We start from the raw sequence: 23,962 nt of genomic DNA on the forward strand, positions 1-23,962 counted from the left end.
GTTAATTTTTTACTGCTACGATGCCTGAAAAATTATACCATTTGAAAAAAACTTCGCATTGAGAAAAGCCAGCCTCTTTAAGCAGGAGGATATTTTCCGACAGCTTATAAGGAATTAATACATTTTCCAGTGCTTCACGCTTCTGGGATATTTCCATCTCGCTATAATGATTCCGTCTCTTGTAGTCGTAATAGTATTGGATAAAGCTGCGGTTAAAAGAGCTTTCCTCTGCTAAAATTTTTTCGACCAGAATAAGTACACCGCCAGGCACCAAGCCCTCTACAATTTTCCTTAGTACTTTTTCGCGACATATGGGTCTTATAAATTGTAAGGTCAGGCATAATACAACAACCGATGCATTCTTTATTTCAAAATCCTGCTGAATGTTTGCTTCAATCAATTCGTAGGGGCGCTGAAAACCCGCCTCTTTAAGTTTACCATCGCATTTCTTCAGCATCTCTGATGCGTCATCAATACCTACGAATTTGATATCTTCCGAAACGGTCTCATTCATTCCTATCAGAGTAGTTCCCGTGGAGCAGCCAAGATCATAGACTACTGTTTCGGGAAGTGCATGTTCGGCTGCGAGTTCTGAGATCATCCTTTGCATTTCGTCATAAAAAGGTACCGAGCGACTTACCATGTCATCGAAGACGCTGACAACCTTGGTGCCGAACTTAAAGTCTGAGACCCGATTGATCTGGTCTCGGAAAACCTCGTCTCTTGGAGGCTCCGCGTTGGTGTTTTTAATATCGGTTTTCAAGTTTATAAAGTTGGTATGCAGTAAACGGATATTCAGGTGGATAGTTTTTTATCTAATATATTAAATTGCTTTGGTTTAATACTATAGACGATTATTATACAAGTTTGATTATTTTTGTGGAACATACAAATATTAGATGGATCAGAAAGTCAAAGTAGGACTGGTGCAGATGAGCTGCACTTCGGGTAAGGAAGATAATCTTAAAAAAACTATTTCAAAGATCAGAGAGGTTGCAGGCCAGGGTGCTCAAATAGTTTGCTTACAGGAATTATTTACTTCGTTATATTTTTGTGATGTTGAAGATTATGACAACTTTTTGTTAGCAGAAACGATTCCTGGTCCTTCAACCGATTCACTTTCGGAAGTGGCAAAGGAGCTCAACGTCGTAATTATAGCTTCATTATTCGAAAAAAGAGCTCAGGGTTTGTATCATAATACAACAGCAGTTTTGGATGCAGATGGTACTTATTTAGGTAAATATCGAAAGATGCATATCCCTGATGACCCAGGTTATTATGAGAAGTTCTATTTTACGCCAGGGGATATGGGGTATAAGGTATTTGATACCAAATATGCCAAAATCGGTGTGCTTATTTGTTGGGATCAATGGTATCCTGAAGCGGCACGTATCACTGCCCTGATGGGTGCAGAAATATTGTTTTTTCCTACAGCAATTGGCTGGGCGTCTTCTCAGGAAGTAAATACAAATACGGAGCAATATAATGCATGGCAGACCATACAGCGTAGCCACGCGGTCGCAAACGGAGTTCATGTGGTTTCTGTTAATCGGACTGGTGATGAGGGCCATATGAAGTTCTGGGGTGGATCTTTTATTGCAAATCCATTTGGAACAGTATTATACCAGGCACCTCATACTGAGGAAGAAAACCATGTGCATGAATTAGACTTAAGTAAGTCTGACCGTTATCGCACGCATTGGCCATTTCTTCGCGATAGAAGGATCGACTCTTATACACCTATAACCAAACGTTATATCGATGAAGGGTAATTTTATTTCAGCAGGATTTCCTCCCTTTGCAAATGGCTCTACCCCGAAATCGCTAGGCTACACTTTCCCCGCAGAATGGGCGCGGCATGAAGCTACCTGGCTGAGCTGGCCACATAAAGAAGCGAGCTGGCCTGGGAAGTTAGATGCGATATTCACTCCGTACGCGCAGTTTATCAAAATATTATCTTTAGGTGAGAAGGTACGGATCAACGTTTTAGATGAAGCAATGAAGAACTTCGCACTGAAACATATTGAACCGACCGGTGCTGACCTTACTAAAATTGAGTTCTTTTATCATAAGACTGACGACGCCTGGTGTCGCGATCATGGTCCGGCATTTCTAATTAACCCCCATGCGGAGAACAAAAAAGTTATCGTTGATTGGGGATATAATGCTTGGGGAGGCAAGTATCCACCTTATGACCAGGATGATATTATTCCGACGCTCATCGGCCAATCGTTCGACCTACCAGTTTTTCATCCGGGAATTGTAATGGAAGGTGGATCCGTTGAATTTAATGGAGCTGGTACCATACTTACTTCAACATGCTGCCTTCTTAACGAGAATCGTAATCCCCACCTTAATCAGGGACAAATCGAGGAGTATTTATGTGAGTTTTATGGTGCAGATCAAATTTTATGGGTCAATGAAGGAATTGAAGGTGATGATACTGATGGACATATTGATGATACCATTCGTTTCGTGAACCGAGATACAGTGCTCTCAGTCGTGGAAACCAATATTTATGACGACAATTATTCGCTGCTGCAACAAAACCTGTCATCATTAAGTAAGATGCGTCTTCTGGACGGCAAACAACTTAACGTGGTTGAACTTCCTATGCCTGATCCGGTGGTTTATGATGATATGCGTTTGCCTGCGTCTTATGCCAATTACTATATCAGCAATGAACATGTTATTGTGCCTACATATCGTTGTGACAATGATGATAAGGCACTTGACATCATTGGTGCCTGTTATCCGGAGCGTAAGATAGTGGGTATTGATTCAACTGAGATTATTTGGGGATTGGGCAGCTTTCACTGCCTTAGCCAACAAGAGCCGAGTATTTAAACTATCCTATAAACAGAAAAGGGGTCCAAAGTTGGACCCCTTTTCTGTTTATAGGATAGTTTAAATTAAGGTTTCACTCCGATCTCTTCAAGAAGGAAATTTGCATTATCTACCTTGGAAGCGACCCATAGTACATATCTGATGTCTACACCGATTGAACGGCTGTAATTCTCATTCCATGCATAGTCATTAATGGTAGCTTCGTAGGCTCTATCGAAATTAACACCGATGAGTTCACCTTTGCTATTCATCACAGGTGACCCCGAGTTTCCGCCTGTAGTGTCAAGATTATACAAGAAAGAAACAGGGACATCGTTCAAGTCTTTCTTGGCAAATGGGCCGAAATCCTTAGCGAGCCATAGCTGCCTAATCTTAGGAGGATAATTAAACTCTGGATTGTCCGTACTGCCTTTTTCCAACAGTCCTTTAATTGTCGTAAAAGGCTTCATATAAGTGGCGTCTGCTGGTGAGAAGCCTCTAACGTATCCGAATGTAAGACGTAAAGTGCTGTTAGCATCCGGGATAAAATCCTGCTGTTTGAACCTTTCTTTGACAGCAACATAGTCTCCCATCAATTTGTTAAGTTGGCCCTCTCGGCGTTCTTTTTCGGGTCTTAGGATCTCTATCTGATCATGGATCTCTCTTTCAAACAATAATAGCGGGTCGATATATTCCGTCAACGACTTAGGCGATTTCAGAAGCACATTCATCACGTAGTTCTGATCTTTCAGCCGCGTGTATTGGTAACGACTATTTACAAATTTATCAATTTGTTCTTCGGCATTGAATCCTTTTATCACCTGCTTGTCTACAACAGCAATTCTCTGGTTTTTAGGAAGCTTGGCGGCATCCTCCAGCATTCGTGCGAATAGCTCTTTGTCCACGTCAATGTCGAAGCTATCATAGCGGTCGAGGAGTGACTTTTTCAGGCTGCCAATATTATCTGAGAAATACTTAGCTTTCTCAGCAACCGGCTTGGATGTAAGGTCAGTTTTAAAATCGTTTAACCGCTTGGCTATTTCTAACAGACTGGTGCTACTATAGATCTGTGTAAGCCACATATCACGATAGGCATCATTAAAGATCAGTTTGTATAAGTTGTCAATGTCAGACATCAAGTTACCATATTTGGCCTTAAGCTCAACGTTCTCATTGATATATGAAGCCAAAGCTTCATCTTCCTGTTTCTTTTCTTTAACGAGGTCTAAGCCTTTCAGCCCTTTTAACTTACCGTTATAATTTTTCATTACATTAGCATTTCGCTTTATACGCGTAGCCAGTTTTATGTCTATAGCCCTGCTTTTCTTTCCGGCTTCAGTCATCGCTTTGTTTTGGAACTCATAAAGGTTCGAGACGTATGGGAGAAGGAAGTTTTGCTGATGCATTATGAATTGCGAAGGGCGATGTCTGAAGGTCCTGCCTGGGTATCCGAGGATGAATACAAAGTCGTCTTCGCTAACGCCATCTGCATTTACCTTCAGAAATTTCTTTGGCTTGTAAGGAACATTGTTTTTAGAATAAGTAGCGGGTGAGCCGTCTGGTGCTACGTATGCACGCATAAACGAAAAATCGCCTGTGTGTCGAGGCCAGACCCAATTATCAGTCTCGCCGCCAAACTCGCCTACATTACGGGATGGGACATATACGAGCCGAACGTCTTTTATAGTCTTGTAACGAAAAAGGACATAGGTTTTACCAATGAACATTTCGGAAACCTCGGCTTCAATCGTTGAATCCTGCGCCTCAGCTTCAGCCGCTAATTTTTTCATTTCTGAATTGATCACCCTGATACGCGATGCAGGATCCGACACATTGGCTACCGAGGACAAGATTTTATCTGATACATCTTCATAGCTGTCTGTAATCCGGCAAGTCATGCCTTTAGCCTCAATCTCAGATGTTTTGTCTTCCGCTACAAATCCGTTTTCCAGATAATCATGTTCAGGAGTACTGGCGAGTTGCACAGCACTGAATGCGCAATGGTGATTGGTAATAATGAGGCCGGCGTCAGAAATGAATGAGCCAGTACAACCACCTACGCGTACAAGAGCATCAACAAGGCTTGCAGTTTGGGTCTCGGTATTATAAATTTCCTTTTGGTCGATCTTCAAGCCTGCTTTGTTCAAGTTGACATTTTTAAGTTCGCTTAATGGGAACATTCCCTCGTCAGGCGGGACGTAAGCTGAGCCTGAAATCAGTAGAACGAGTAATGATGTAATCAAAATCCTCTTCTTTTTGTTGGTCATCATATATGTGTTTATCAATTCACAAAAATAAATTTAATAAAGTACTTTTACGGCATGGCAGAGGATCTGAATATAAATACGGGTAGTAAGGAAGAGCAGTACAGGTCACTTATCCCACAAATAAGCGCTTTGTTGGAAGGAGAGAACGACCTCATAGCAAACCTCGCTAATGTAAGTGCTGCTTTAAAAGAGCAGTTCAATTTCTTCTGGGTAGGCTTCTATCTCGTTAAAGAGGAGGAGTTAGTTCTCGGGCCTTTTCAAGGGCCGGTTGCCTGCACACGTATCGCCAAAGGGAGAGGTGTTTGCGGCGCAGCATGGGAGAGAAGCGAAGCCCTAATAGTACCTGATGTGGACGCTTTTCCCGGACATATTGCATGTAGTTCCCTCTCGAAATCCGAAATAGTTATACCGTTGTTTAAAGCAGATAAGGTAGTAGGTGTCCTGGATGTTGATAGTGCTGAGTTTGGTAAGTTTGATGAAATCGATCAACGCTATCTTGAGGATATTATTAGAATGATCGAAATTTAACTCATGTCATCATTTGCAAAATTATCTCCTGACTTCTATACGCAGGAAAATACTCTTTCAGTTTGCAGACAATTACTCGGAAAAAAGCTATGTACTTTGATTGACGGAATTTTGACAGGTGGAATAATCGTCGAAACCGAAGCGTACAGGGGACCCGAAGATCTAGGTTCGCATGCTTATAACAATAGGAGGACTACAAGAAACGACGTTATGTACGCCGAGGGCGGAGTAGTTTATATGTACATCTGCTATGGCATACATGATATGTTAAATATTGTAACGGGAAAGGAGGGCAGCTCACATGCCATATTAATCAGAGCACTTCAGCCGACTGAAGGCATTCCTGAGATGCGCGCGCGGAGAGGAACTCAGGATCTAAAGCGTTTGTGCAAAGGTCCCGGCGCACTAGCTAAGGCTCTTGGGCTTAGCAAAAAACATAACGGGACGTCTCTGCAAAGCGATGTTATATGGGTGGAGGATACTCCAGCCTTAAGCGCAGAGCACATTGTCGAAACGTCAAGAGTGGGCTTGAACATTCAGGGGGTGTATAGAGATATTCCCTGGAGATTCTATATCAAAGGCAACCCATTTATAAGTAGGAAGTAATAGCAAAGCTCAAACGTGTCTGAGCTTTGCTACAGCAAAAGTTTTAAACGGTGGCGGTGAATACTGTACCTATTTCTGCTATAAAGGTGTCCCGATTGTCCAATAGGTCTGCGTTGGCAAACAGCTCGCTTAGAGCAACTTTTCCAATGACATAACTGAAATCGGGAGAATAGAATCTTTCCGTTACTTCTGAAAGCTTAAGCTTCGAGAGAAGAGTATCATCTGAGTAGCGTAGATACACGTTCAACTGATAATCGTTAGATAATACGAAGCCTTTGTTTGATCGATATTTCTTATACTCATATTTATAGTCATATCGTAACGCGGTTATGTCGGAGAGAACAGCAGAGCCTGTCGGATGACCACCTGCACCTTTTCCAAAGAAAAACTGCTGGTCCGCGAAAGCTGCCTGAACAATAACGCCATTATATTCATTTTCTACATTAAACAGAAAATCGTCCGCTTTAATCATTTTTGGCAATACATATAGTACCACCTGCTTTTCTCCAAACTCCAGTGCCGTGGGAACAAGTTTGATTTTGTAATTTTTCTCTTTGGCATATTGTATATCCTTGGCCGACAGATTTTGAATTCCGATGTTGAATACGTCCTCCGGATTTGGAAGTACGCCATATGCATGTGAAGCCGCAATCACCAGCTTATACTTTGCATCAAAACCTCCAACGTCAAGAATCGGATCCGTCTCTGCAAAGCCTAGGTCTTGTGCCTGTTTCAGCGCAGTTTCATAGTCGAGGTTCTCATTAAAGGTTTTTGAGAGAATATAATTAGACGATCCATTGAAAATTCCTCTAATTGAATATAAAAGCTCGTTGTCGTAATATTCTTCAAGATTTCTAATGATAGGAATACTGCCGCAAACGGCCCCTTCGTACAAAAGAGAAGTTCCGTGTTGTTCCTGAATATGAAGAAACTCCTCCAGGTGAGTAGCAACCATCTTCTTGTTTGCCGAAACAACATTTTTCCCACTCTGCAAGGCCGCTTTTACAATCAAATAAGCTGCATCAGCGTCGTTAATGAGCTCCACAACGGTGTTAATTTCCGGGTCGTTAAGAATTACTGATGCATCGGTTGTGAAAAGAGATTCAGGAAGAGACCGCTTTTTATCGGGGTTCTTAATTGCTATTTTTTTAATCTCCAGATTAAGGTCTTTAGTCCGAATAATGTCATTCAATCCTTGACCTACTACTCCAAAGCCGAATAGTCCGATAGTTAATTTTGTACTCATTAATGATGTAATTTAGTATAATGGCTGACTGTGGTCGCGCCGCCTGTACTTTTTAGAAAATTGCGTATTTCATGTGTAAGGGTTTCCGTCTCTACAAGGAATCCATCATGTCCATAGAAGGAGCTGATCTCCAGGTATTGGGCTCCGGGAATCTGCTCTGCTATGGAGCGTTGTTCGGCCGGTGGAAATAGAATGTCAGACGTGATGCCTAATACAAGCGTTTGGGCTTTTATGTTATGCAAAATATTTTGATTATGGTCCCTCCCCCGATAGATGTTGTGACTGTCCATTGCCTTGGTAAGATACCAGTAGCTGTAAGCATTGAATCTCTTAACTAACTTCTCGCCTTGATAGTTCTGGTAAGATGAAGCCTTGAAATTGTCAGTCTTATCATGCGTGATCTCTTTTTGAGAAATTGCATATGTATCATAGTGTCTGTAGGAGAGGAGCGCTATACTTCTTGCAGCTTTTAAACCGTGACTGCCTCCGTCAGGCGTATTAGAATAAAATGTGGGATCCGCACTTAGTGCCAATCTTTGACTTTCATTGAAGGCAATGCCCCAGGGAGAATGTTGCGCATTCGTTGCCATAATGATCAGCCTGTTAATTCTATTTGGCTCAAGTATTGCCCATTCAAGGCTCTGTTGCCCTCCAAGGGAACCTCCAATCAGGACATCAATTGTCTTGATGTCAAGGTAATCAGCCAACAGCTTCTGAACGTTTACAAGGTCCCTGATGTTGAATGGAGGAAAAGTTAAATACCAGGGCTGACCAGTCGTAGGATTAATAGAAAGAGGACTGGTTGTTCCGTAGCTGGAACCGAGAATATTCGCACATACAATAAAATGTTCCTGAGGATTGAATAGCTCGTTTTCCCCAAATAGGCCCTTCCACCAGTCAAACACATCAGCGTTTGCTGTTAACGCATGACATACCCAAACAACATTGTCTTTCTTTTCATTGAGCGTACCGAAGGTCTGATAAGCAATTTCAAGTTCTGTAAATTCTGAACCGTCTTCGAGCTTAAACGTCCCTTTGTATGTGTATTTTTTAATGTTCATTCATTTAATAGCAGGTCCCGGTGTGTGAAACCGGGACTTTGTTTGAGTACAGAACTTCTTGTTCTATGCCGTTATTTTGGAGAAGGCCTGTTCAAAGTCAGCCTTAATATCATCAATATGTTCAATTCCAACCGAGACTCGAAGTTCGGCAGGTTTTACCCCGGCCAGTAATTGGTCGCTCTCGCTTAATTGCTGGTGTGTAGTCGCTGACGGCTGGATAATTAGTGTCTTAGCGTCACCAACATTTGCAAGGTGGCTTGTAAGTTCTAGTCCGTCCACAAATTTGACGGCATTGCCTTTGTCGCCTTTCAGCTCGAATGACAATACTGCCCCGAACCCGTTGCGGAGATATTTCTTAGCGTTTTGGTGATACCGGTTGCTCTCCAAACCAGGGTAATTGACGCTTTCGACCTGAGGATGCTGCTCCAGCCACTTTGCTAGTTCCAATGCATTGTCGACATGGCGCTGAACACGCAGAGAAAGCGTTTCGAGGCCCTGAATAAATAGGAAAGAGTTAAAGGGCGACAAGGCCGAGCCAAAGTCTCTTAAACCTTCCACACGTGCGCGAATGATGAATTGGATGTTACCGAAGGGGCCGCCTATGCCGAATACGTCATTGAAAACTAGTCCATGGTAACCTTCTGAGGGCTCCGTAAAAGCTTTAAACTTGCCGTTTCCCCAATTATAGGTACCACCGTCAACGATTACACCACCTATACTGGTACCGTGACCACCTATCCATTTAGTAGCTGACTCGACAACTATGTGTGCTCCATGCTCCAGTGGTCTGAAAAGATATCCTCCTGCCGCAAAGGTATTATCCACAATAAGAGGGAGGTCATATTTCTCAGCAAGCTGTGCGAATTTTTCAAAATCAGGAACGCTGAAGCTCGGATTGCCGATTGTTTCGAGATAAATAGCCTTAGTATTATCGTCAATATGTTGCTCAAAGCTCAAAGCATCATCGCCGTTCGCAAACCGCGCTTCAATGCCCAGGCGCTTAAATGAAACCTTAAACTGATTATATGTTCCACCGTAAAGAAAAGACGAAGCAACAAAGTTGTCTCCCGCCTCAAGTATGTTATTAAGCGCAATAAACTGAGCAGCTTGACCAGAAGCTACAGCTAATGCAGCAATCCCTCCCTCCAGTGCAGCGATTCTTTTCTCGAAAACGTCTGTAGTGGGATTCATGATGCGGGTATAGATATTGCCAAACTCCTTCAGTGCAAAAAGATTAGCACCATGTTCCGAGTTTTTAAAAACGTATGAAGATGTCTGATATAAGGGAACTGCCCTGGATCCGGTTGTCGGATCAACTTCCTGGCCTGCATGTACCTGTAATGTTTCGAATCTTAAATTGTTTAATGACATAACGAAGGTTTATTTTTAATGAAGTGATATTAGGAGACATGGATTGCTTCAAACAACTCCCATATAAGAGTCGCTCAATTGTAGTAATAAAACAATTGAGATTAACAGCAACAGCATTGACCGGTATTAAGCACTTCGATGAAAAGCGTAGCTTTAAAACCAGTAACCAGGGCTAAACCCTTGGGGTCCGCGGAGGGACGATAATGAATCTTTTCTTTGTTCATGGTTGTATCAATTTATATTTTTCCGGCTACAAGCCAGAACAGGATTTGGCACCTTTTCCGTTTCTAGGAAGGTTGTCAGCGGGTCACGGAGCCTGATCTCTCACCGCTTCTTTATAAATCAAAACCTTTATGGAGGTGTTGACAGATTGATATTACTATCAATTGGTGTCAAATATAATCTTGATTTTGATATTCGCAAAATATTCTTGAAAAACGGCTCAAGATTTTGAAAGCGCCTGTGCAAGATCAGCAATAAGATCATCACAGTGCTCCAAACCAACAGATAGTCTAAGCAGATTTGATGGAGTCCTGGTGTCGGGCCCCTCCACGGAAGCACGATGTTCTACCAGACTCTCAACCCCGCCTAAACTTGTTGCCTGAGTGAAAACTCTAAGCTTAGCAGCGATGTCTCTGGTTTGCGCCTCAGATCCATGGATAGTAAACGACATCATACCTCCAAAGTCTGACATCTGACTTGCGGCAATTTCATGCATTTCATGTTCATTCAGGCCCGGATAATATACTTTTTCTACAGATGGATGGGCATTTAGAAATGAGGCGATTTTTCTGGCATTTTCTGCGTGACCGCGCATCCTGTATGGTAATGTCTTTATTCCCCTTACAGTCATGTAGCAATCAAAAGGAGAGGGGACCGCTCCAGAAAGCGACTGAACACTACGAATTTTGCTCCAAAATGGCGTTAGTTCCTTTGTGACGAGAATTCCGCCAAGTACGTCGCTGTGCCCCCCCATGTATTTTGTAGAGGAGTGCATGACGAAATCTGCACCAAGGGCCAGAGGTAGCTGAAAGACTGGTGTCGCAAAAGTATTATCGCAGCAGACCAGCACCTTCATCTCTTGTGCAATGCTGCAAATACCTCGTATATCAGTCACTTTAAGCAGTGGGTTAGAAGGAGTTTCTATCCAAATAAGCTTTGTGTTCTCCTTTATAGAATCATGTACTGTAGCGAGATTGGAAAGATCTACAAAATCAACTTCGAGGACACCAGCGTAAACTTCCTTTAAAAGATTTCGCAGACCGTGGTACATATCTTCGGGGGCAATAATGTGGCTTCCCGGTTCAAGAGCTTGAAATATTGCCGATCCAGCAGCGTTTCCTGACGAAAAAGCAGCTGCTTCTACGCCTCTCTCTAATTTAGCAACCACATTTTCCAATGACGACCGGTTCGGGTTACTAGCCCGGGTGTAGACGTGACCGCCTGGATAGCTTCCGTCCAAGCCCCGCTCAAAAGTGGTAGATAGTGTAATTGGCTGAATGACCGCTTTATCCGATGAGTCCGATTTATTTCCCTCATGAATAGCTATTGTCTCAATTCTCATTTAATGTCGCTCGATGTTATCTGTGTGAATATGAATATAACAAATATGCAAATTCATATTCAGCTACTTATTCATTCTTACAAGAAAATGATAGACTAAGTACGCCGTTTGTTGTATTTTTGGAAATGATGGATACCAATCAAAATGCATTGAATCTAATCTTAAGTGATTTGTCAATTGATCCTGACCTTAAAAGGATTGCAGAAAAGGTTGAAGCCGGTGAACGTATCTCTTTCGACGAGGGCGTAATCCTTTATGAGAAAGGCGAATTAGGATACCTGGGGGTACTGGCAAACTATAATCGTGAAAAGCTTCATGGCGATAAAACCTATTTCAACCGGAACTTTCATATTGAGCCAACCAACCTTTGTGTTTACGATTGCAAATTTTGCTCGTACTCACGCCTAATCAAACATCGCTCCGATGGTTGGGAATTTACCATGGACGAAATGGTCGACATGGTGAAGAAATATGACAATCAGCCGGTTACTGAGGTTCACATAGTTGGCGGCGTTCTACCTCAGTATGATATGAAATTTTATACTGATTTATTCAGCGCGATAAAGAAACATCGTCCTGAACTGCATGTCAAGGCACTGACTCCTGTCGAATATCATTACATTTTTAAGAAAGCGAAATTGGATTACGCTACAGGAATGCGTCTTATGAAGGAAGCCGGACTGGAGTCTATGCCTGGTGGTGGGGCAGAGATATTCCATCCTGAAGTGAGAGATGTCATTGCGAAAGATAAATGTACAGGGGATCAATGGTTGCAGATACACGAGGAATGGCATAAACTTGGCCAGCGTTCCAATGCTACTATGCTATACGGACATATCGAAAAGTACTGGCACCGAGTAGATCATATGGAACAGCTCCGGCAGCTGCAGGATCGCACTAAGGGCTTTCAAACCTTTATCCCGCTGAAGTTTAGAAATAAAGATAATCAGATGTCCGGCATAAGTGAGGTGTCTGTTATTGAAGATCTCCGCAATTATGCGATCTCCAGAATTTACCTGGATAATTTTGATCACATCAAGGCCTACTGGGCGATGATCAGCCGCAGTACAGCTCAGTTATCGCTCAATTTTGGTGTTGATGACATTGATGGAACACTGGATGATACCACCAAAATCTATTCAATGGCTGGTGCTGAAGAACAAAATCCTGCGATGTCTACCAAAGAACTCGTCGACTTAATTAAGCAAGCAGGACGCCACCCGATTGAAAGAGATACATTATATAATGTGGTAACAGACTACGAAAACTACAAATTTGAGGAAGAAGAGGAAACAAAGCCTCAGTTTTATAAGCTCCCTGTAATAGACTCGGCAGGAGCGCAGGTATAAAAATGAACAAAACGATATACATTATCCGCCATGGACAAACAGACCTCAACTTTAGGGGAGTTGTTCAGGGAAAAGGGATGGACACTGATTTAAACGACCTTGGCCGACGCCAGGCGGAGGCATTTTATCAATATTATAAGAATATTCCGTTCGATCACATATATACCTCTACCTTGAGGAGAACACACCAAACCGTTAGCAGGTTTATTGATATGAATATCCCCTGGACCCAGCTTTCCGGTCTTGATGAGATAGGATGGGGGGTATACGAAGGAGTGGAGAGTAGCGAATCTGTGAAATTGGCGTTTTCAAATATGCTTGGTGACTGGGTATCTGGAAAACTCACGCAAAAGTTCGAAAATGGTGAAAGTCCTGAAGATGTCAAAATCAGACAGTTGGAGGCCTTTGAACATATACTTGAAAACGAGCTTGCAAAGAATATTCTTGTGTGCATGCACGGACGTGCTATGAGGATACTTTTATGCGTTTTACTAGACAAGCCTCTTTCCGATATGGAACAATTTCCTCATTCGAACACTACTCTCTACAAATTAGAGCATGATGGAAAAAAGTTTTCACTAATTGATTTTAATAACACTGACCATCTGAATTTAACGTGAGTAGAATAAGAATTTCAGCAGTTTCATACACCAATTCAAAACCATTCGCATTCGGAATTGAACATTCGGATATCCGGGACAAAATAGATCTAACGTATGATATCCCTTCAGATTGCGCGCAGAAACTAATTGATAACGAGGCGGATATAGGCCTTGTTCCGGTGGCTGCGTTACTGAGCATCCCAAACTATCATATTTTAGGAGATTATTGTATAGGTTCTGTCGGCCCAGTAAATTCTGTATTTATATTTAGCGAAAAGCCAATCAATGAAGTCAAAATCATTCGACTGGATCCTCAATCCAGAACATCTAATAACTTAGCTAAGGTCTTGCTTAAAAATTACTGGAAGTTACCAGTGGAGTTTGTTTCAGAAGGCGACGCAGATGCATTTGTCGAAATTGGAGACCGTACTTTTTCCCATATCAATTTTTTTCCTTTTTCTTATGATCTTGGTGAGCAATGGCTTAAATTTACAGGATTACCATTCGCATTTGCCGTTTGGGCATCTAACAAGCCGATAGACGTTGACTTTGTTGAGGAATTGAATGTGTCCCTAAAATTAGGTGTTGATAATATAGATACGGTTCTTAGACAACTTCCTGAACGTGAAGACTTTGATCTGCACGACTATTTTTATAACCGCTTGGACTTCAATCTAACTGAAGATAAAAGAACGGCAATTAACAGATACCTGCAATTCGTAAAAGATCTTTAATACTTCTTGAGTATATAATCATGTGCCATAATGTTTCATAATTAGTATTATGTTAAATAGCTATTTCCGTCGCTAGTCGTCCCCTCCATCCATAAAACTATTTCTGGCATCGTTCGTTTAGTTCGTATAACTAAATACCATGACTTACTCAGAAAATTATAACAAACAATTACAACGTCTCTATAAAATTCTTAAGGACGGTCAAAAAGGCTATACGGAGGCTGCTGAACACGTCAAGTCCCCAGATTTAAGAGAGCTTTTCGCAAAAATTGCTTCTGAACGTGAGGGCTTAGCTAATCAAATGGGCTCCAAAATGGCTGAATTCGGATATAGTCCAGATATGCATGACGATGCGCTGGGGGTTCTTCATCGAGGTTGGATGAATTTCAAGGCATCGATGACATCCAACACGGATCAGAATATATTGGAAAGCTGCCGCAATGGCGATCAAGCTGCTCTTGATGCATTTGACGACGTTTTACAAGGTGAAATTCTATATGATACTGAGCTTAAATCTTTTCTGATGGAGCCGCGTCTGAAGATCAATGAAACGTTCGTTGATCTGGACAAGCGCTATTTTGATATGTTTAAAAAAGACCCAAGCTTATAGGAGGCTGTTACCAATGAGATCAATTTGGAAGGGCTCAATAGGATTTGGACTGGTGAACATTCCAGTCAAGTTATTCTCCGCTGTTCAAAACAGTGGTCTTAACCTGGATATGCTTGATTCAAGAGACCACTCCAGAATAAAGTATCAGCGGGTGAATGAAAAGACCAGAAAAGAAGTTCCGTATGATAAAATAGTCAAAGGATATATGATGAATGACGACTATATTATATTGGAAGATAAGGATTTCGAGGATGCCAGTCCGGAAAAGACAAAGATAATCGAAATTGAAAATTTTGTAGAGGTTAATGAAATTAACCCTATGTATTATGAAACGTCTTACTACGCACAGCCAGAAACCCAAGGTCGAAAAGCCTATACCCTCCTACTCAAATCTCTTCAAAAATCCAAAAAAGCAGGCCTTGCCCGATTTGTCCTGAGGAGTACGGAAAACCTTTGTGTTATACATCCTGTGGATGAGATTATAGTAATTACCAAGATCAGGTTTGCAGAAGAAATCAGGTCTTCTCAAGAGTTGGTTCCTGCAGAAGGGCAAGAGGTCACCATCGGAAAGAAAGAGCTGGATATGGGCCTGGCACTCATCAACCAGTATAGTAGCAAATTTGATATTACCAAATTTAAAGACGAGTATCACAGTGAACTCTTGAAGATCATTAAGGCGAAAGCGAAGGGTAAACGCCCTACCATTAAAAAACTTAAGCCTCAAAAAGCCGCTGGCGATGATCTTTACGATCAGCTGATGCAGAGTTTGAGCGGATCAAGAAAGGGTGCTTAATTTCATGTAAATCGAATAAAAAGTCAGAGCCGCTAGACTCTGACTTTTTATCTTATATAAGTGGACTTAACTATAGTGCATTAATCTTGGCGTCAATTTCATCAATCTTCGCTTTGTTATTTTTAATGGTGTAATAAGTCTTTAGATTCTTTAACGAAAGCTCCGATTTAGGGTTTAATTCCACTGCCTTTGTTAGATACGGTAAGGCGCGGTCAAATTCTTCCTGAGCTTTTTTCATCGTTGCTGTATACTCAGCCTGCTTGTTAGTTGGCAATTTATTAGCTTTGTTGTAGATCACAATGCCATTATTCATAATCAAACCACCTATGTTAATATAGGCGTCGGTGTATGAAGGATCAAGCTCAATGGCTTTTTTGTACGCTTCTTCAGCCTTGACATTGTCTTCCAATGAATTGTAAGCGATGCCTAAGTAAAAAGGATATAGCTTGTTGGTTGGCTCTTTGGCGGCTTGTGCCGTGATCTTTTCAATCACCTCTTTTTGCTTTCCTGTCATCAGACTAAACTCAATTTCTCTGGTTGCAAGATCTGAGCTCTGCGGAAACTTAGCGGCACCCTCTCCCGCAATTCTAATTGCGCTGGCGGTGTCTTTTGTAGCCGCGTAAAGCACCGAAAGATTAGAGTATACATTTTCCAATGCAGAATAGTTGGTAGGAAGCAGCTCAGTAAATCTTTTTATAGCACTAGGGTAATCTTTCCCGTTCATGGCCGAGATTCCCGCAGCATAGTTCAATAAAGTGTCTCCAGGAGCATAGTCTAATCCTTTAGTAAATTCAGTATAGGCATTGGAATAATCCCCTTTGTCAAGAAAGCGTTTACCGGCCGTGAATTGGCTGATGTAAAGGAGATTGTTGACTTTGGCAATATTTTCCTTATTTTTTCCTTCTTTGTCCAGCTCTTTAGCTTTGGCTAACGCTGTTACTGCTTCAGATGCAAGATTCGCTGAAGCGCTCGTTGTATCGCTAGTAGCAAGATCGGCATATATTAACGCCTTATAGGTCCATGCCGTTGGGTCAGCCGCAGTTTTCTCGTGTGCAACAGCCTTGTCTACAGCTTCCTTAGCTGCTGTGATCTTCGGAGCTGCAATCTGTGGACTAGCTGACTTCAATGCTGCATAACTATCATATTCAGATTTTGCAGTGTTAACTGCAGATTTTTGTGCAAAGGTCGTAGCAGATATTCCTGATACAGCTAATGCAAGTAAAAGAGACTTGGTTTTCATATATTTCAATTTGTAAGAATAAATTGTTTTAGTTTCTCGTTAACCCTTTCCAGTTCTACCATATCCCCGGTATTATTATATAGAACGGCTAAAGATTTTAGAACATTAACTGAGTTAGGGTTGATTTCACCTGCTATATTCAGGTACTTCTTTGCCAGGCTCAGACTCGATTCTTGGTCATTGTTCGGTTTGATGTATGAATTAAGATAGAATAACCCCAGGGCATAATTCCCTTCATAATTATTGGGCTCTAACGCAATTACTTTTTCGTAATATTCAACCGCCTTGTCTTTCTTACCCATGGTCTCATAGGAGAAACCAGCAAGGTAATTAAGACTGACATTCTCCGGATCCAACTGAAGCGCCGCACCTACGATTCGTTCCACCTCGCTGTATGCGCCGGTCTCCACATAGATATTAATTTCCTTGAAGAGAAGGTCCTTGTTACCTGGAAACTGCGTCCTTCCCTCTCTGATCACTTCCAACGATCTGTTGCTGTTCTTGAAATCATATAAGTTAGACAACGCAAGGTAATACGCTGGTAGTGACCGCTTTTTGTCATCAATCAACTGTTCATAGTAGTAGATCGCGCGATTACTGTAACCCAGCCTTTCACTTAAAATCGCCAGATTGTGTTTAACAAAGTAGTTATTCTTATCAAGTGAATCTACCGATAGATAGGCATTAAACGCTTCATTGTATTTTTCAGATGCAGACGCCTTGTTCGCTATAACGAGATAAGCTTTGACCAATTGATTAATCACGAAGTCAAGTTCCGGCTTGTTTTCGTCGTTAAGTTTCGGACTCTTCAGTCTTCGGAACGAAAACTTCGTCTCCTCAATCGGATCTTTTGCGTATTTCAACCTCCGGGTTGAATCTGCATATGCCAATGATGAGTAAACGAGACTTCGGATAAGGTTGTTTTTGTAATTAAAAGAATCTTTTCTGGTTTTGTAAGCGCCGTCAATTGCGGTCCTGGCCTTCTCCAAATGTGAAAACTCCGCCGTCGATGTATAAAGGGCAAAGTTATTCATCGCTTCTTTAGTAAGTGTTTGTGCAGAAAGATAACTTCCTGCACAACACAAAACTGTGATTAATATGATTTGCCTTTTCATTACTGACATTAATCTTCTAACGTATCCTCGTCTGAATTCGTATTAGTATTATCGTCTGATTCGTCATCATCCACCACTTCATCCTCATCAATCTCTTCGTCCAGTGGTCCAGCTTCTAAATCTTCTTCGTCTCCAGGCTCATTGAGAATTTCCGCTTTTTCCGCTTCTTCTTCATGCTCCACTTTGGCGATCGAAGCAATTGCATCATCACCTTTCAGCGAAATCAACCTCACTCCTTGCGTGGCGCGGCCCATCACCCGAAGTTCGCCAATTGCAATACGGATGACAATACCTGATTTGTTGATAATCATCAGGTCATCAGTATCAGTAACGTCTTTAATCGCGACAAGCTCGCCTGTTTTTTCAGTTACATTAAGTGTCTTTACTCCCTTTCCGCCCCGGTTGGTAACCCGATAATCTTCAAGGTTCGTACGTTTTCCGTAGCCCTTTTCGGAAACAACCAATACTGTCGATTCAGGATTGTTAATACTTAACATTCCGATAACAGCGTCTTTCTCATTCGCTAACGTTACGCCACGTACGCCAGTTGCCGTTCTTCCCATCGGACGTACGGTACTTTCGTTGAAGCGTATAGCACGTCCGGAACGTAACGCCATAATTATTTCACTGCTACCATCTGTCAGATTTGCCTCTAGCAGCTGGTCACCATCATTGATGTTGATCGCGTTGATGCCGTTAGCGCGTGGGCGGGAATAAGCCATAAGGGACGTCTTCTTTATCGTTCCCTTTGCAGTACACATGATAATGAAGTTACTCTCTAAATATTCCTGATCCTTGAGGTTTTTAACCTTGATATAGGCCTTGATCTTTTCTTCTTTCGGAATATTGATAATATTCTGGATTGCTCTACCCTTGCTCGTTCTTGACCCTTCAGGAATTTCAAAAACACGCAGCCAGAAACATCTGCCTGCTTCTGTAAAGAAGAGCATATAATTATGGGCTGAAGCAATGATGATGTGCTCAATGAAATCCTTATCTCTGGAATTAGAACCAATCGATCCTTTTCCTCCTCTTCCCTGTGTACGATACTCGGTAAGTGGTGTACGTTTGATATATCCTTCGTAAGAAATAGTGATAACTACCTCTTCATCATCAATGAAATCTTCCATCGACATGTCTTCGGCAGAATGCACAATTGACGTTCTTCTCGCATCACCATACTTTTCCCTAACCTCACGAAGTTCGTCTTTGATAATATTCATACGCAGGCCCTCATCCGCAAGTACAGACTTCAAATACTCGATGGACTTCATCAGTTCATCATATTCGTCCTTGATTTTATCACGCTCCAGGCCTGTCAAGCGGCGCAGCGTCATATCAAGAATGGCCCGCGCCTGAATGTCTGATAATCCAAACGTTTCCATCAAGCCAGTTCTTGCTTCCTCTGGGGTATTTGATGAGCGGATCAGGCGTATCACTTCTTCGATATGATCAAGCGCGATCAGCAAGCCTTCCAGTACATGTGCCCGCTTCTCCGCTTCTGCAAGTTCGTAACGGGTACGACGAATTACCACCTCATGGCGATGATCCACAAAATGCTTGATAAGATCCTTCAGGTTTAACAGCATCGGGCGGCCTTTTACGAGCGCAATATTGTTAATACTGAAAGGTGTTTGCAAAGCCGTGTACTTAAAGAGATTGTTCAGGACAACAGATGAATTAGCGTCACGCTTAATCTCGTAAACCACGCGCATACCATCGCGGTCAGACTCATCTCTGATCTCAGAGATGCCTTCCAGCTTCTTCTCATTAATGAGCTCGGCAGTCCGCTCAATCATCGTAGCTTTATTTACCAGATACGGTATCTCACTAACAATGATTCGCTCCCTGTCGTTACCATAGGTCTCAATCTCCGCTTTTGCCCTGACAACCACGCGACCACGCCCAGTCTCATAAGCATCTTTCACTCCCGCATGGCCATATATAGTTCCTCCGGTAGGGAAATCAGGTGCTTTGACATGGTGCATTAGCTCAGAAATCTCAATATCTGTATTATCGATGAAAGCTATAGTCGCATCGATAACTTCGTTAAGATTATGGGGCGCCATATTCGTCGCCATACCTACAGCGATACCGGATGCGCCGTTCACCAGCAAATTCGGAATCTTCGAAGGAAGAACGGACGGTTCTTCGAGGGAATCGTCAAAGTTGAGCTGATAATCAATCGTATCCTTGTTAATGTCAGCAAGCATCTCTTCGGCGATCTTTTTAAGACGGGCCTCAGTATAACGCATTGCTGCCGGACTGTCACCATCGATAGATCCAAAGTTCCCCTGTCCGTCAACGAGAGGGTATCGAAGGCTCCAGTCCTGGGCCATACGTACCATCGTGCCGTAAACGGATGAATCACCATGTGGGTGGTACTTTCCTAATACATCTCCGACAATACGTGCCGATTTTTTATGAGGTCTCCCGCTGGTTACTCCGAGGTCCAGCATACCGTAAAGTACACGGCGGTGAACGGGTTTCATACCGTCCCTTACATCAGGAAGCGCACGAGAGACAATTACAGACATTGAATAATCAATGTATGCAGACCTCATTTCTTGTTCGATGTTTATGGGAATAATGCGATCGTGGGTGGGTTCTAAGTTTTCGTTTTCTGTTTCTTCAGCCATCGTATGATAGTTGGTTTTTGAAATGTAGAGTCGTAATAAATTGCGACTTGCGAAGATAAGAAATTATTACAGATTACATGCTTATAGGTGGGAAAATGACCGCCTATCGGTTCTGAACTGAAGCAAAATATTGATAATGAAGGCAAAGTTCAAACGCCTTTATCAAAATGTCCAGTTAATTCCTTTTTTTAAATATTGGAGGGTCTTTTTCTCTTCAGATCCATCCTCGGGAACGTGATTATACGCCCAGTTCGCCTGGGGTGGCAAACTCATCAGAATCGATTCAATACGGCCGTTTGTCTCCAGCCCGAACTTCGTGCCGGCATCATATACCAGGTTAAATTCGGCGTACCGTCCGCGACGTATGTATTGCCACTGCTTTTGCTTTTCTGTAAACACCTGATACCGGTGCCGCTCCACAAGTTCCTTGTAGATGGGCACGAATGCACGTCCGACAGCTTTCGAAAACTCAAAGATAGACTCCCAGGTAATACCTGCGTTATCGGGATTTAAACGGTCGTAAAAAATCCCACCTATTCCTCTGGTTTCGTCCCTGTGCTTAATGTAAAAGTAATTGTCTGCCCAGGTTTTGAATTTGTAATAGAATTCCTGGCTGAATTGATCGCATACACCCTTTATGTATTCATGAAAGAATCTGGCATCGTCCTGATAAACATAATGCGGTGTCACGTCGATTCCCCCACCAAACCAACGAATGTCATCGTTCATTTCAAAATACCTGATGTTCATGTGGATGATCGGTATCAGCGGATGACTCGGGTGTATGACAATGGAAACACCTGTTGCAAAAAAGTCACTTGAGTTAACTTTCAACGAAGCTTTTACCACTTCGGGTAACTGACCGAATACTGCGGAAAAGTTTACTCCACCTTTTTCTATAATGGTACCGTTCTGTATAATCCGGGTTCTTCCTCCCCCGCCTCCCTGGCGTGACCATACTTCTTCTTCGAATTTTCCTGATGTATCAAGAAGCTCCAGACCCTCACAAATTTCATTTTGAATAATCTGGTATTGGGCAGAAATCTCTTCTTTTGTCATTTTTCACTTGTTTAAATTTGCATGTTGCAAGTAACGCAACATGCAAATTTAAAATTATAATTGCAGATCCTGTCTATTTAATGGTAACAGGCACTTCCATATTCTCCCATTGAAGTGCAAATCCGTTCTTCGTAATGACGTAGGCCAGCTGTTCTTTAGAAGCGGATACTTTCTTTGGTTTTACCGATACTCGTAACGCATCCTGGCCTTCCTCATATTTGTACGCCCCCCATTGGTCAGACGTTTTATTAAATATCACTGTCCAGTTAAGCGCAGTCGGTATCATGAAAAGAGCATAGCTTCCAGCAGCCAGGGGTTTGCCCTCCACGCGGATATCCTCGCTGGTGGTAAAAATCGTGGCTTTATTAGCTCCGGCTCTCCAAACCTTATCAAACGGCACCAGCTCTCCCCAGATTTTACGCCCTTTAACAGATGGGCTGCTGTATTTAATTTCAATCGTGGCTTTCCCTACTTTAGCAGTCACGCTGTCAGCAGGGCTCGCTACCGGCTTTGCCTGCCCGTTAACGCCTTTAACTGAAAATAAAAGAGCACATACAACAAAAGTGAATGTGCCTAAAACTCCTGTCTTTTTCATTGTTTTTCTGGATTATTATGATTTAGTATTTCATACAAGATAGATTAATTTTTCGCCGCCCACAAACAAATCTATTTTGGATCGGTAACATCTATGCATACAGATTATGCTTAGTTTAGCAAAATTTCTGATATTCGTTTAAATGCTGGTATCTGAAAACTTGCTCAAGTGGGCCATGCGACTCTATCCGCCGATGCTCTTTCAACGCATCTGGGTGAAGAGGTTTCATCCTGGCTTCCGGGGAGTAGAAGTTAAGGTTTTCAAGAGCGTTTTCAATATTAACTATAACAAGTCAATCTTCGGCGGGACTATCTATGCCGCCGCAGACCCCTTTTATGCGGTTCTATTCTATCAGCTGATGCGCCGAAGAGGATACAGAATAATTGCTTGGCAAAAAGCAGCTGAAATTTTTTATCTGAAGCCCGGAAGGTCAGATTTATATTTTAAAATCGATATCAGCGTTGAAGAAATAAATCACATTTGTTCTCTGATCGAGACCGATGGAAAGGCAGAGCATCGTTGCACGCTGGAAATAAAAGACAGTGAAGGCGATGTAATTGCACGGGTTTCCAATCTCGTATATATACGGAAGCTGGATTCCCCAAAGTACCCAAAGCTATGAACAGAATCAGACCACATCATATAAAGCAAATGATTTTTGGAGGAGAAAACATGGTCGTCGATTTCAAAAAGACAATAACCTCCTGTTCAAAAATTTCTAAAACACTTGTTGCTTTTGCCAATAATAAGGGCGGTAAGCTTTTAATAGGCGTTGCTGATAATGGCCTGGTTAAAGGGGTCAGATCAGAAGACGAAGAGAAATATATGATCACTAAAGCCGCTACTTACTTTTGCAGACCCATGGTCGACGTAGCGTTTGAAGAAGTATACGTCGACAACAAACTCGTATTAGTGGCGGATGTTAAGGAAAGCGAGACCAAACCGCATTACTCATTAGGAGACGATAATAAATGGTGGGTATATGTCAGAGTCAAAGACAAGAGCTTACTGGCCAGTAAAATAGTTGTTGACGTGCTCAGGGCCAGTCAGCGCGAATCGGGTGTGCTGATCGAATACTCCGAAAAAGAGCGGGCGCTATTACAATATCTCGACGTCAATGAGCGCATATCTGCCAGAGACTCAAGCAAACTCTTGAATTTGCCCCGAAGACGCACGCAGAAGCTTCTTGTAACGCTTGTTCTATCTGGTGTTATCCGATTACACACAACCGATACAGAGGAATATTATACAGCTTCATGAATCAGGCAGCAAGCTGATGATTAACTTTTGATATCAGATAGTAGATATCGAAAGGTTTGGCGATAAAGTCGTCGGGTGCTCCCGGCTGATTAAGTAAGCTCATCAGATCATGTGTAGCGGAAATCATTATCACCGGAATATCACTAAAAAACCGGTTCTTCTTGAGTGCACGGCATATCTCCCGTCCATCGAGATCATCCAGCATCACATCGAGTAATATTAAGTCGGGATGCATCTTCTCCACCGTATCAAACACCTTCCTTCCATCAGAGATGGTTACCACCTCATACCCCTCAAACGATAGTATCTCATTCAGTATATCTAAAATCGCAGGGTTATCATCTATCGCCAAAATTCGCTTTCCCATAGTGACCAATACTAACCAACATGCATGCCAATCTTTTCAAAATAAACTCGTTACCTAATACATTTCCTTAAAATAAACGGGCTTATTCCAGAACGGCATACACAATATGTACAGAAAAAAGAACTTTATG

The 23,962-nt window shown here is 42.2% G+C and carries 23 protein-coding genes and 1 riboswitch; of the genes, 11 read left to right on the forward strand and 12 right to left on the reverse strand.

The features are described 5' to 3' along the window. Position 1 precedes the first annotated feature (1 nt). The gene (gene cmoA / locus ACKI5J_RS04880) at positions 2-763 is read right to left on the reverse strand and encodes a carboxy-S-adenosyl-L-methionine synthase CmoA (RefSeq protein ID WP_407427087.1); all 762 of its coding nucleotides are present in this window, start codon (positions 761-763) and stop codon (positions 2-4) included. A 136-nt stretch (positions 764-899) separates the two neighbouring features. Here cmoA and ACKI5J_RS04885 point away from each other — a divergent pair, with 136 nt between their 5' ends. After that, on the forward strand, positions 900-1,772 hold the full coding sequence (locus ACKI5J_RS04885; RefSeq protein ID WP_407427089.1) for a carbon-nitrogen hydrolase: 873 nt from the start codon (positions 900-902) through the stop codon (positions 1,770-1,772). Next, entirely contained in the window at positions 1,762-2,847 is a 1,086-nt protein-coding gene (locus tag ACKI5J_RS04890) for an agmatine/peptidylarginine deiminase (protein WP_407427091.1), read from the forward strand. The genes ACKI5J_RS04885 and ACKI5J_RS04890 overlap by 11 nt, the downstream gene beginning before the upstream one ends. Before the next feature lie 65 nt (positions 2,848-2,912). Here the strand turns inward: ACKI5J_RS04890 and ACKI5J_RS04895 are convergent, their stop codons facing one another. Beyond that, the gene (locus ACKI5J_RS04895) at positions 2,913-5,096 is read right to left on the reverse strand and encodes a S46 family peptidase (protein WP_407427093.1); all 2,184 of its coding nucleotides are present in this window, start codon (positions 5,094-5,096) and stop codon (positions 2,913-2,915) included. 51 nt (positions 5,097-5,147) lie between these two features. Here ACKI5J_RS04895 and ACKI5J_RS04900 point away from each other — a divergent pair, with 51 nt between their 5' ends. After that, complete coding sequence (locus tag ACKI5J_RS04900) at positions 5,148-5,621, forward strand: GAF domain-containing protein (protein ID WP_407427095.1); 474 nt, start codon at positions 5,148-5,150, stop codon at positions 5,619-5,621. Positions 5,622-5,624: 3 nt separating this feature from the next. Beyond that, on the forward strand, positions 5,625-6,227 hold the full coding sequence (locus ACKI5J_RS04905) for a DNA-3-methyladenine glycosylase (RefSeq protein ID WP_407427097.1): 603 nt from the start codon (positions 5,625-5,627) through the stop codon (positions 6,225-6,227). Positions 6,228-6,270: 43 nt separating this feature from the next. Here ACKI5J_RS04905 and ACKI5J_RS04910 read toward each other — a convergent pair whose 3' ends face one another. The 4 genes from ACKI5J_RS04910 to ACKI5J_RS04925 form a co-directional block, all read right to left on the reverse strand. Beyond that, positions 6,271-7,473, reverse strand: a complete 1,203-nt coding sequence (locus ACKI5J_RS04910) for a homoserine dehydrogenase (RefSeq protein WP_407427099.1) — start codon at positions 7,471-7,473, stop codon at positions 6,271-6,273. After that, on the reverse strand, positions 7,473-8,534 hold the full coding sequence (gene metX / locus ACKI5J_RS04915; RefSeq protein WP_407427101.1) for a homoserine O-acetyltransferase: 1,062 nt from the start codon (positions 8,532-8,534) through the stop codon (positions 7,473-7,475). The genes ACKI5J_RS04910 and metX overlap by 1 nt, the downstream gene beginning before the upstream one ends. Positions 8,535-8,597: 63 nt before the next feature. Further along, the gene (locus tag ACKI5J_RS04920) at positions 8,598-9,905 is read right to left on the reverse strand and encodes an O-acetylhomoserine aminocarboxypropyltransferase/cysteine synthase family protein (RefSeq protein WP_407427103.1); all 1,308 of its coding nucleotides are present in this window, start codon (positions 9,903-9,905) and stop codon (positions 8,598-8,600) included. A 233-nt stretch (positions 9,906-10,138) separates the two neighbouring features. Continuing rightward, positions 10,139-10,249, reverse strand: a riboswitch (SAM riboswitch). 98 nt (positions 10,250-10,347) lie between these two features. Continuing rightward, on the reverse strand, positions 10,348-11,469 hold the full coding sequence (locus ACKI5J_RS04925) for a trans-sulfuration enzyme family protein (RefSeq protein ID WP_407427105.1): 1,122 nt from the start codon (positions 11,467-11,469) through the stop codon (positions 10,348-10,350). Between the two features lie 128 nt (positions 11,470-11,597). On the opposite strand from ACKI5J_RS04925, the gene mqnE reads away from it, so the two are divergent. The 5 genes from mqnE to ACKI5J_RS04950 all read left to right on the forward strand — a co-directional run bounded on the left by mqnE (position 11,598) and on the right by ACKI5J_RS04950 (position 15,557). Beyond that, positions 11,598-12,818 carry an aminofutalosine synthase MqnE gene (gene mqnE / locus ACKI5J_RS04930; RefSeq protein ID WP_407427179.1) on the forward strand — a complete coding sequence of 407 codons (1,221 nt, stop codon included), beginning with the start codon at positions 11,598-11,600 and terminating at the stop codon, positions 12,816-12,818. 2 nt (positions 12,819-12,820) lie between these two features. Continuing rightward, positions 12,821-13,438, forward strand: a complete 618-nt coding sequence (locus tag ACKI5J_RS04935) for a histidine phosphatase family protein (RefSeq protein WP_407427107.1) — start codon at positions 12,821-12,823, stop codon at positions 13,436-13,438. Next, positions 13,435-14,154 carry a menaquinone biosynthetic enzyme MqnA/MqnD family protein gene (locus ACKI5J_RS04940; protein WP_407427109.1) on the forward strand — a complete coding sequence of 240 codons (720 nt, stop codon included), beginning with the start codon at positions 13,435-13,437 and terminating at the stop codon, positions 14,152-14,154. Before ACKI5J_RS04935 ends, ACKI5J_RS04940 begins: the two co-directional genes overlap by 4 nt. Before the next feature lie 139 nt (positions 14,155-14,293). Further along, positions 14,294-14,764, forward strand: coding sequence for a ferritin-like domain-containing protein (locus tag ACKI5J_RS04945; RefSeq protein WP_407427111.1), 471 nt, complete (start codon positions 14,294-14,296; stop codon positions 14,762-14,764). A 13-nt stretch (positions 14,765-14,777) separates the two neighbouring features. Beyond that, positions 14,778-15,557, forward strand: coding sequence for a Ku protein (locus ACKI5J_RS04950; RefSeq protein ID WP_407427113.1), 780 nt, complete (start codon positions 14,778-14,780; stop codon positions 15,555-15,557). Between the two features lie 70 nt (positions 15,558-15,627). On the opposite strand, the gene ACKI5J_RS04955 is transcribed toward ACKI5J_RS04950, so the two are convergent. From ACKI5J_RS04955 to ACKI5J_RS04975, 5 genes are all read right to left on the reverse strand, one after another. Continuing rightward, positions 15,628-16,797, reverse strand: coding sequence for a tetratricopeptide repeat protein (locus ACKI5J_RS04955; RefSeq protein WP_407427115.1), 1,170 nt, complete (start codon positions 16,795-16,797; stop codon positions 15,628-15,630). 5 nt (positions 16,798-16,802) lie between these two features. After that, entirely contained in the window at positions 16,803-17,831 is a 1,029-nt protein-coding gene (locus tag ACKI5J_RS04960; protein ID WP_407427117.1) for a tetratricopeptide repeat protein, read from the reverse strand. A gap of 89 nt (positions 17,832-17,920) precedes the next feature. Next, positions 17,921-20,551, reverse strand: a complete 2,631-nt coding sequence (gyrA, locus tag ACKI5J_RS04965; RefSeq protein WP_407427119.1) for a DNA gyrase subunit A — start codon at positions 20,549-20,551, stop codon at positions 17,921-17,923. A gap of 162 nt (positions 20,552-20,713) precedes the next feature. Continuing rightward, positions 20,714-21,610 carry an oxygen-dependent coproporphyrinogen oxidase gene (gene hemF, locus ACKI5J_RS04970; protein ID WP_407427121.1) on the reverse strand — a complete coding sequence of 299 codons (897 nt, stop codon included), beginning with the start codon at positions 21,608-21,610 and terminating at the stop codon, positions 20,714-20,716. 73 nt (positions 21,611-21,683) lie between these two features. Next, positions 21,684-22,205 carry a DUF2911 domain-containing protein gene (locus ACKI5J_RS04975; protein WP_407427123.1) on the reverse strand — a complete coding sequence of 174 codons (522 nt, stop codon included), beginning with the start codon at positions 22,203-22,205 and terminating at the stop codon, positions 21,684-21,686. A gap of 142 nt (positions 22,206-22,347) precedes the next feature. On the opposite strand from ACKI5J_RS04975, the gene ACKI5J_RS04980 reads away from it, so the two are divergent. Together ACKI5J_RS04980 and ACKI5J_RS04985 are read left to right on the forward strand one after the other, a co-directional pair. After that, positions 22,348-22,827 (forward strand): DUF4442 domain-containing protein, encoded by a 480-nt coding sequence (locus ACKI5J_RS04980; RefSeq protein ID WP_407427125.1) that lies wholly within the window; start codon positions 22,348-22,350, stop codon positions 22,825-22,827. Beyond that, positions 22,824-23,465: a helix-turn-helix domain-containing protein gene (locus ACKI5J_RS04985; RefSeq protein WP_407427127.1), complete on the forward strand. Its 642-nt coding sequence runs from the start codon at positions 22,824-22,826 to the stop codon at positions 23,463-23,465. The genes ACKI5J_RS04980 and ACKI5J_RS04985 overlap by 4 nt, the downstream gene beginning before the upstream one ends. A 1-nt stretch (position 23,466) precedes the next feature. On the opposite strand, the gene ACKI5J_RS04990 is transcribed toward ACKI5J_RS04985, so the two are convergent. Then, positions 23,467-23,832: a PleD family two-component system response regulator gene (locus ACKI5J_RS04990; protein ID WP_407427129.1), complete on the reverse strand. Its 366-nt coding sequence runs from the start codon at positions 23,830-23,832 to the stop codon at positions 23,467-23,469. Positions 23,833-23,962: the final 130 nt, after the last annotated feature.

Source organism: Arcticibacter sp. (genome assembly GCF_045629565.1).
GTDB lineage: Bacteria > Bacteroidota > Bacteroidia > Sphingobacteriales > Sphingobacteriaceae > Arcticibacter.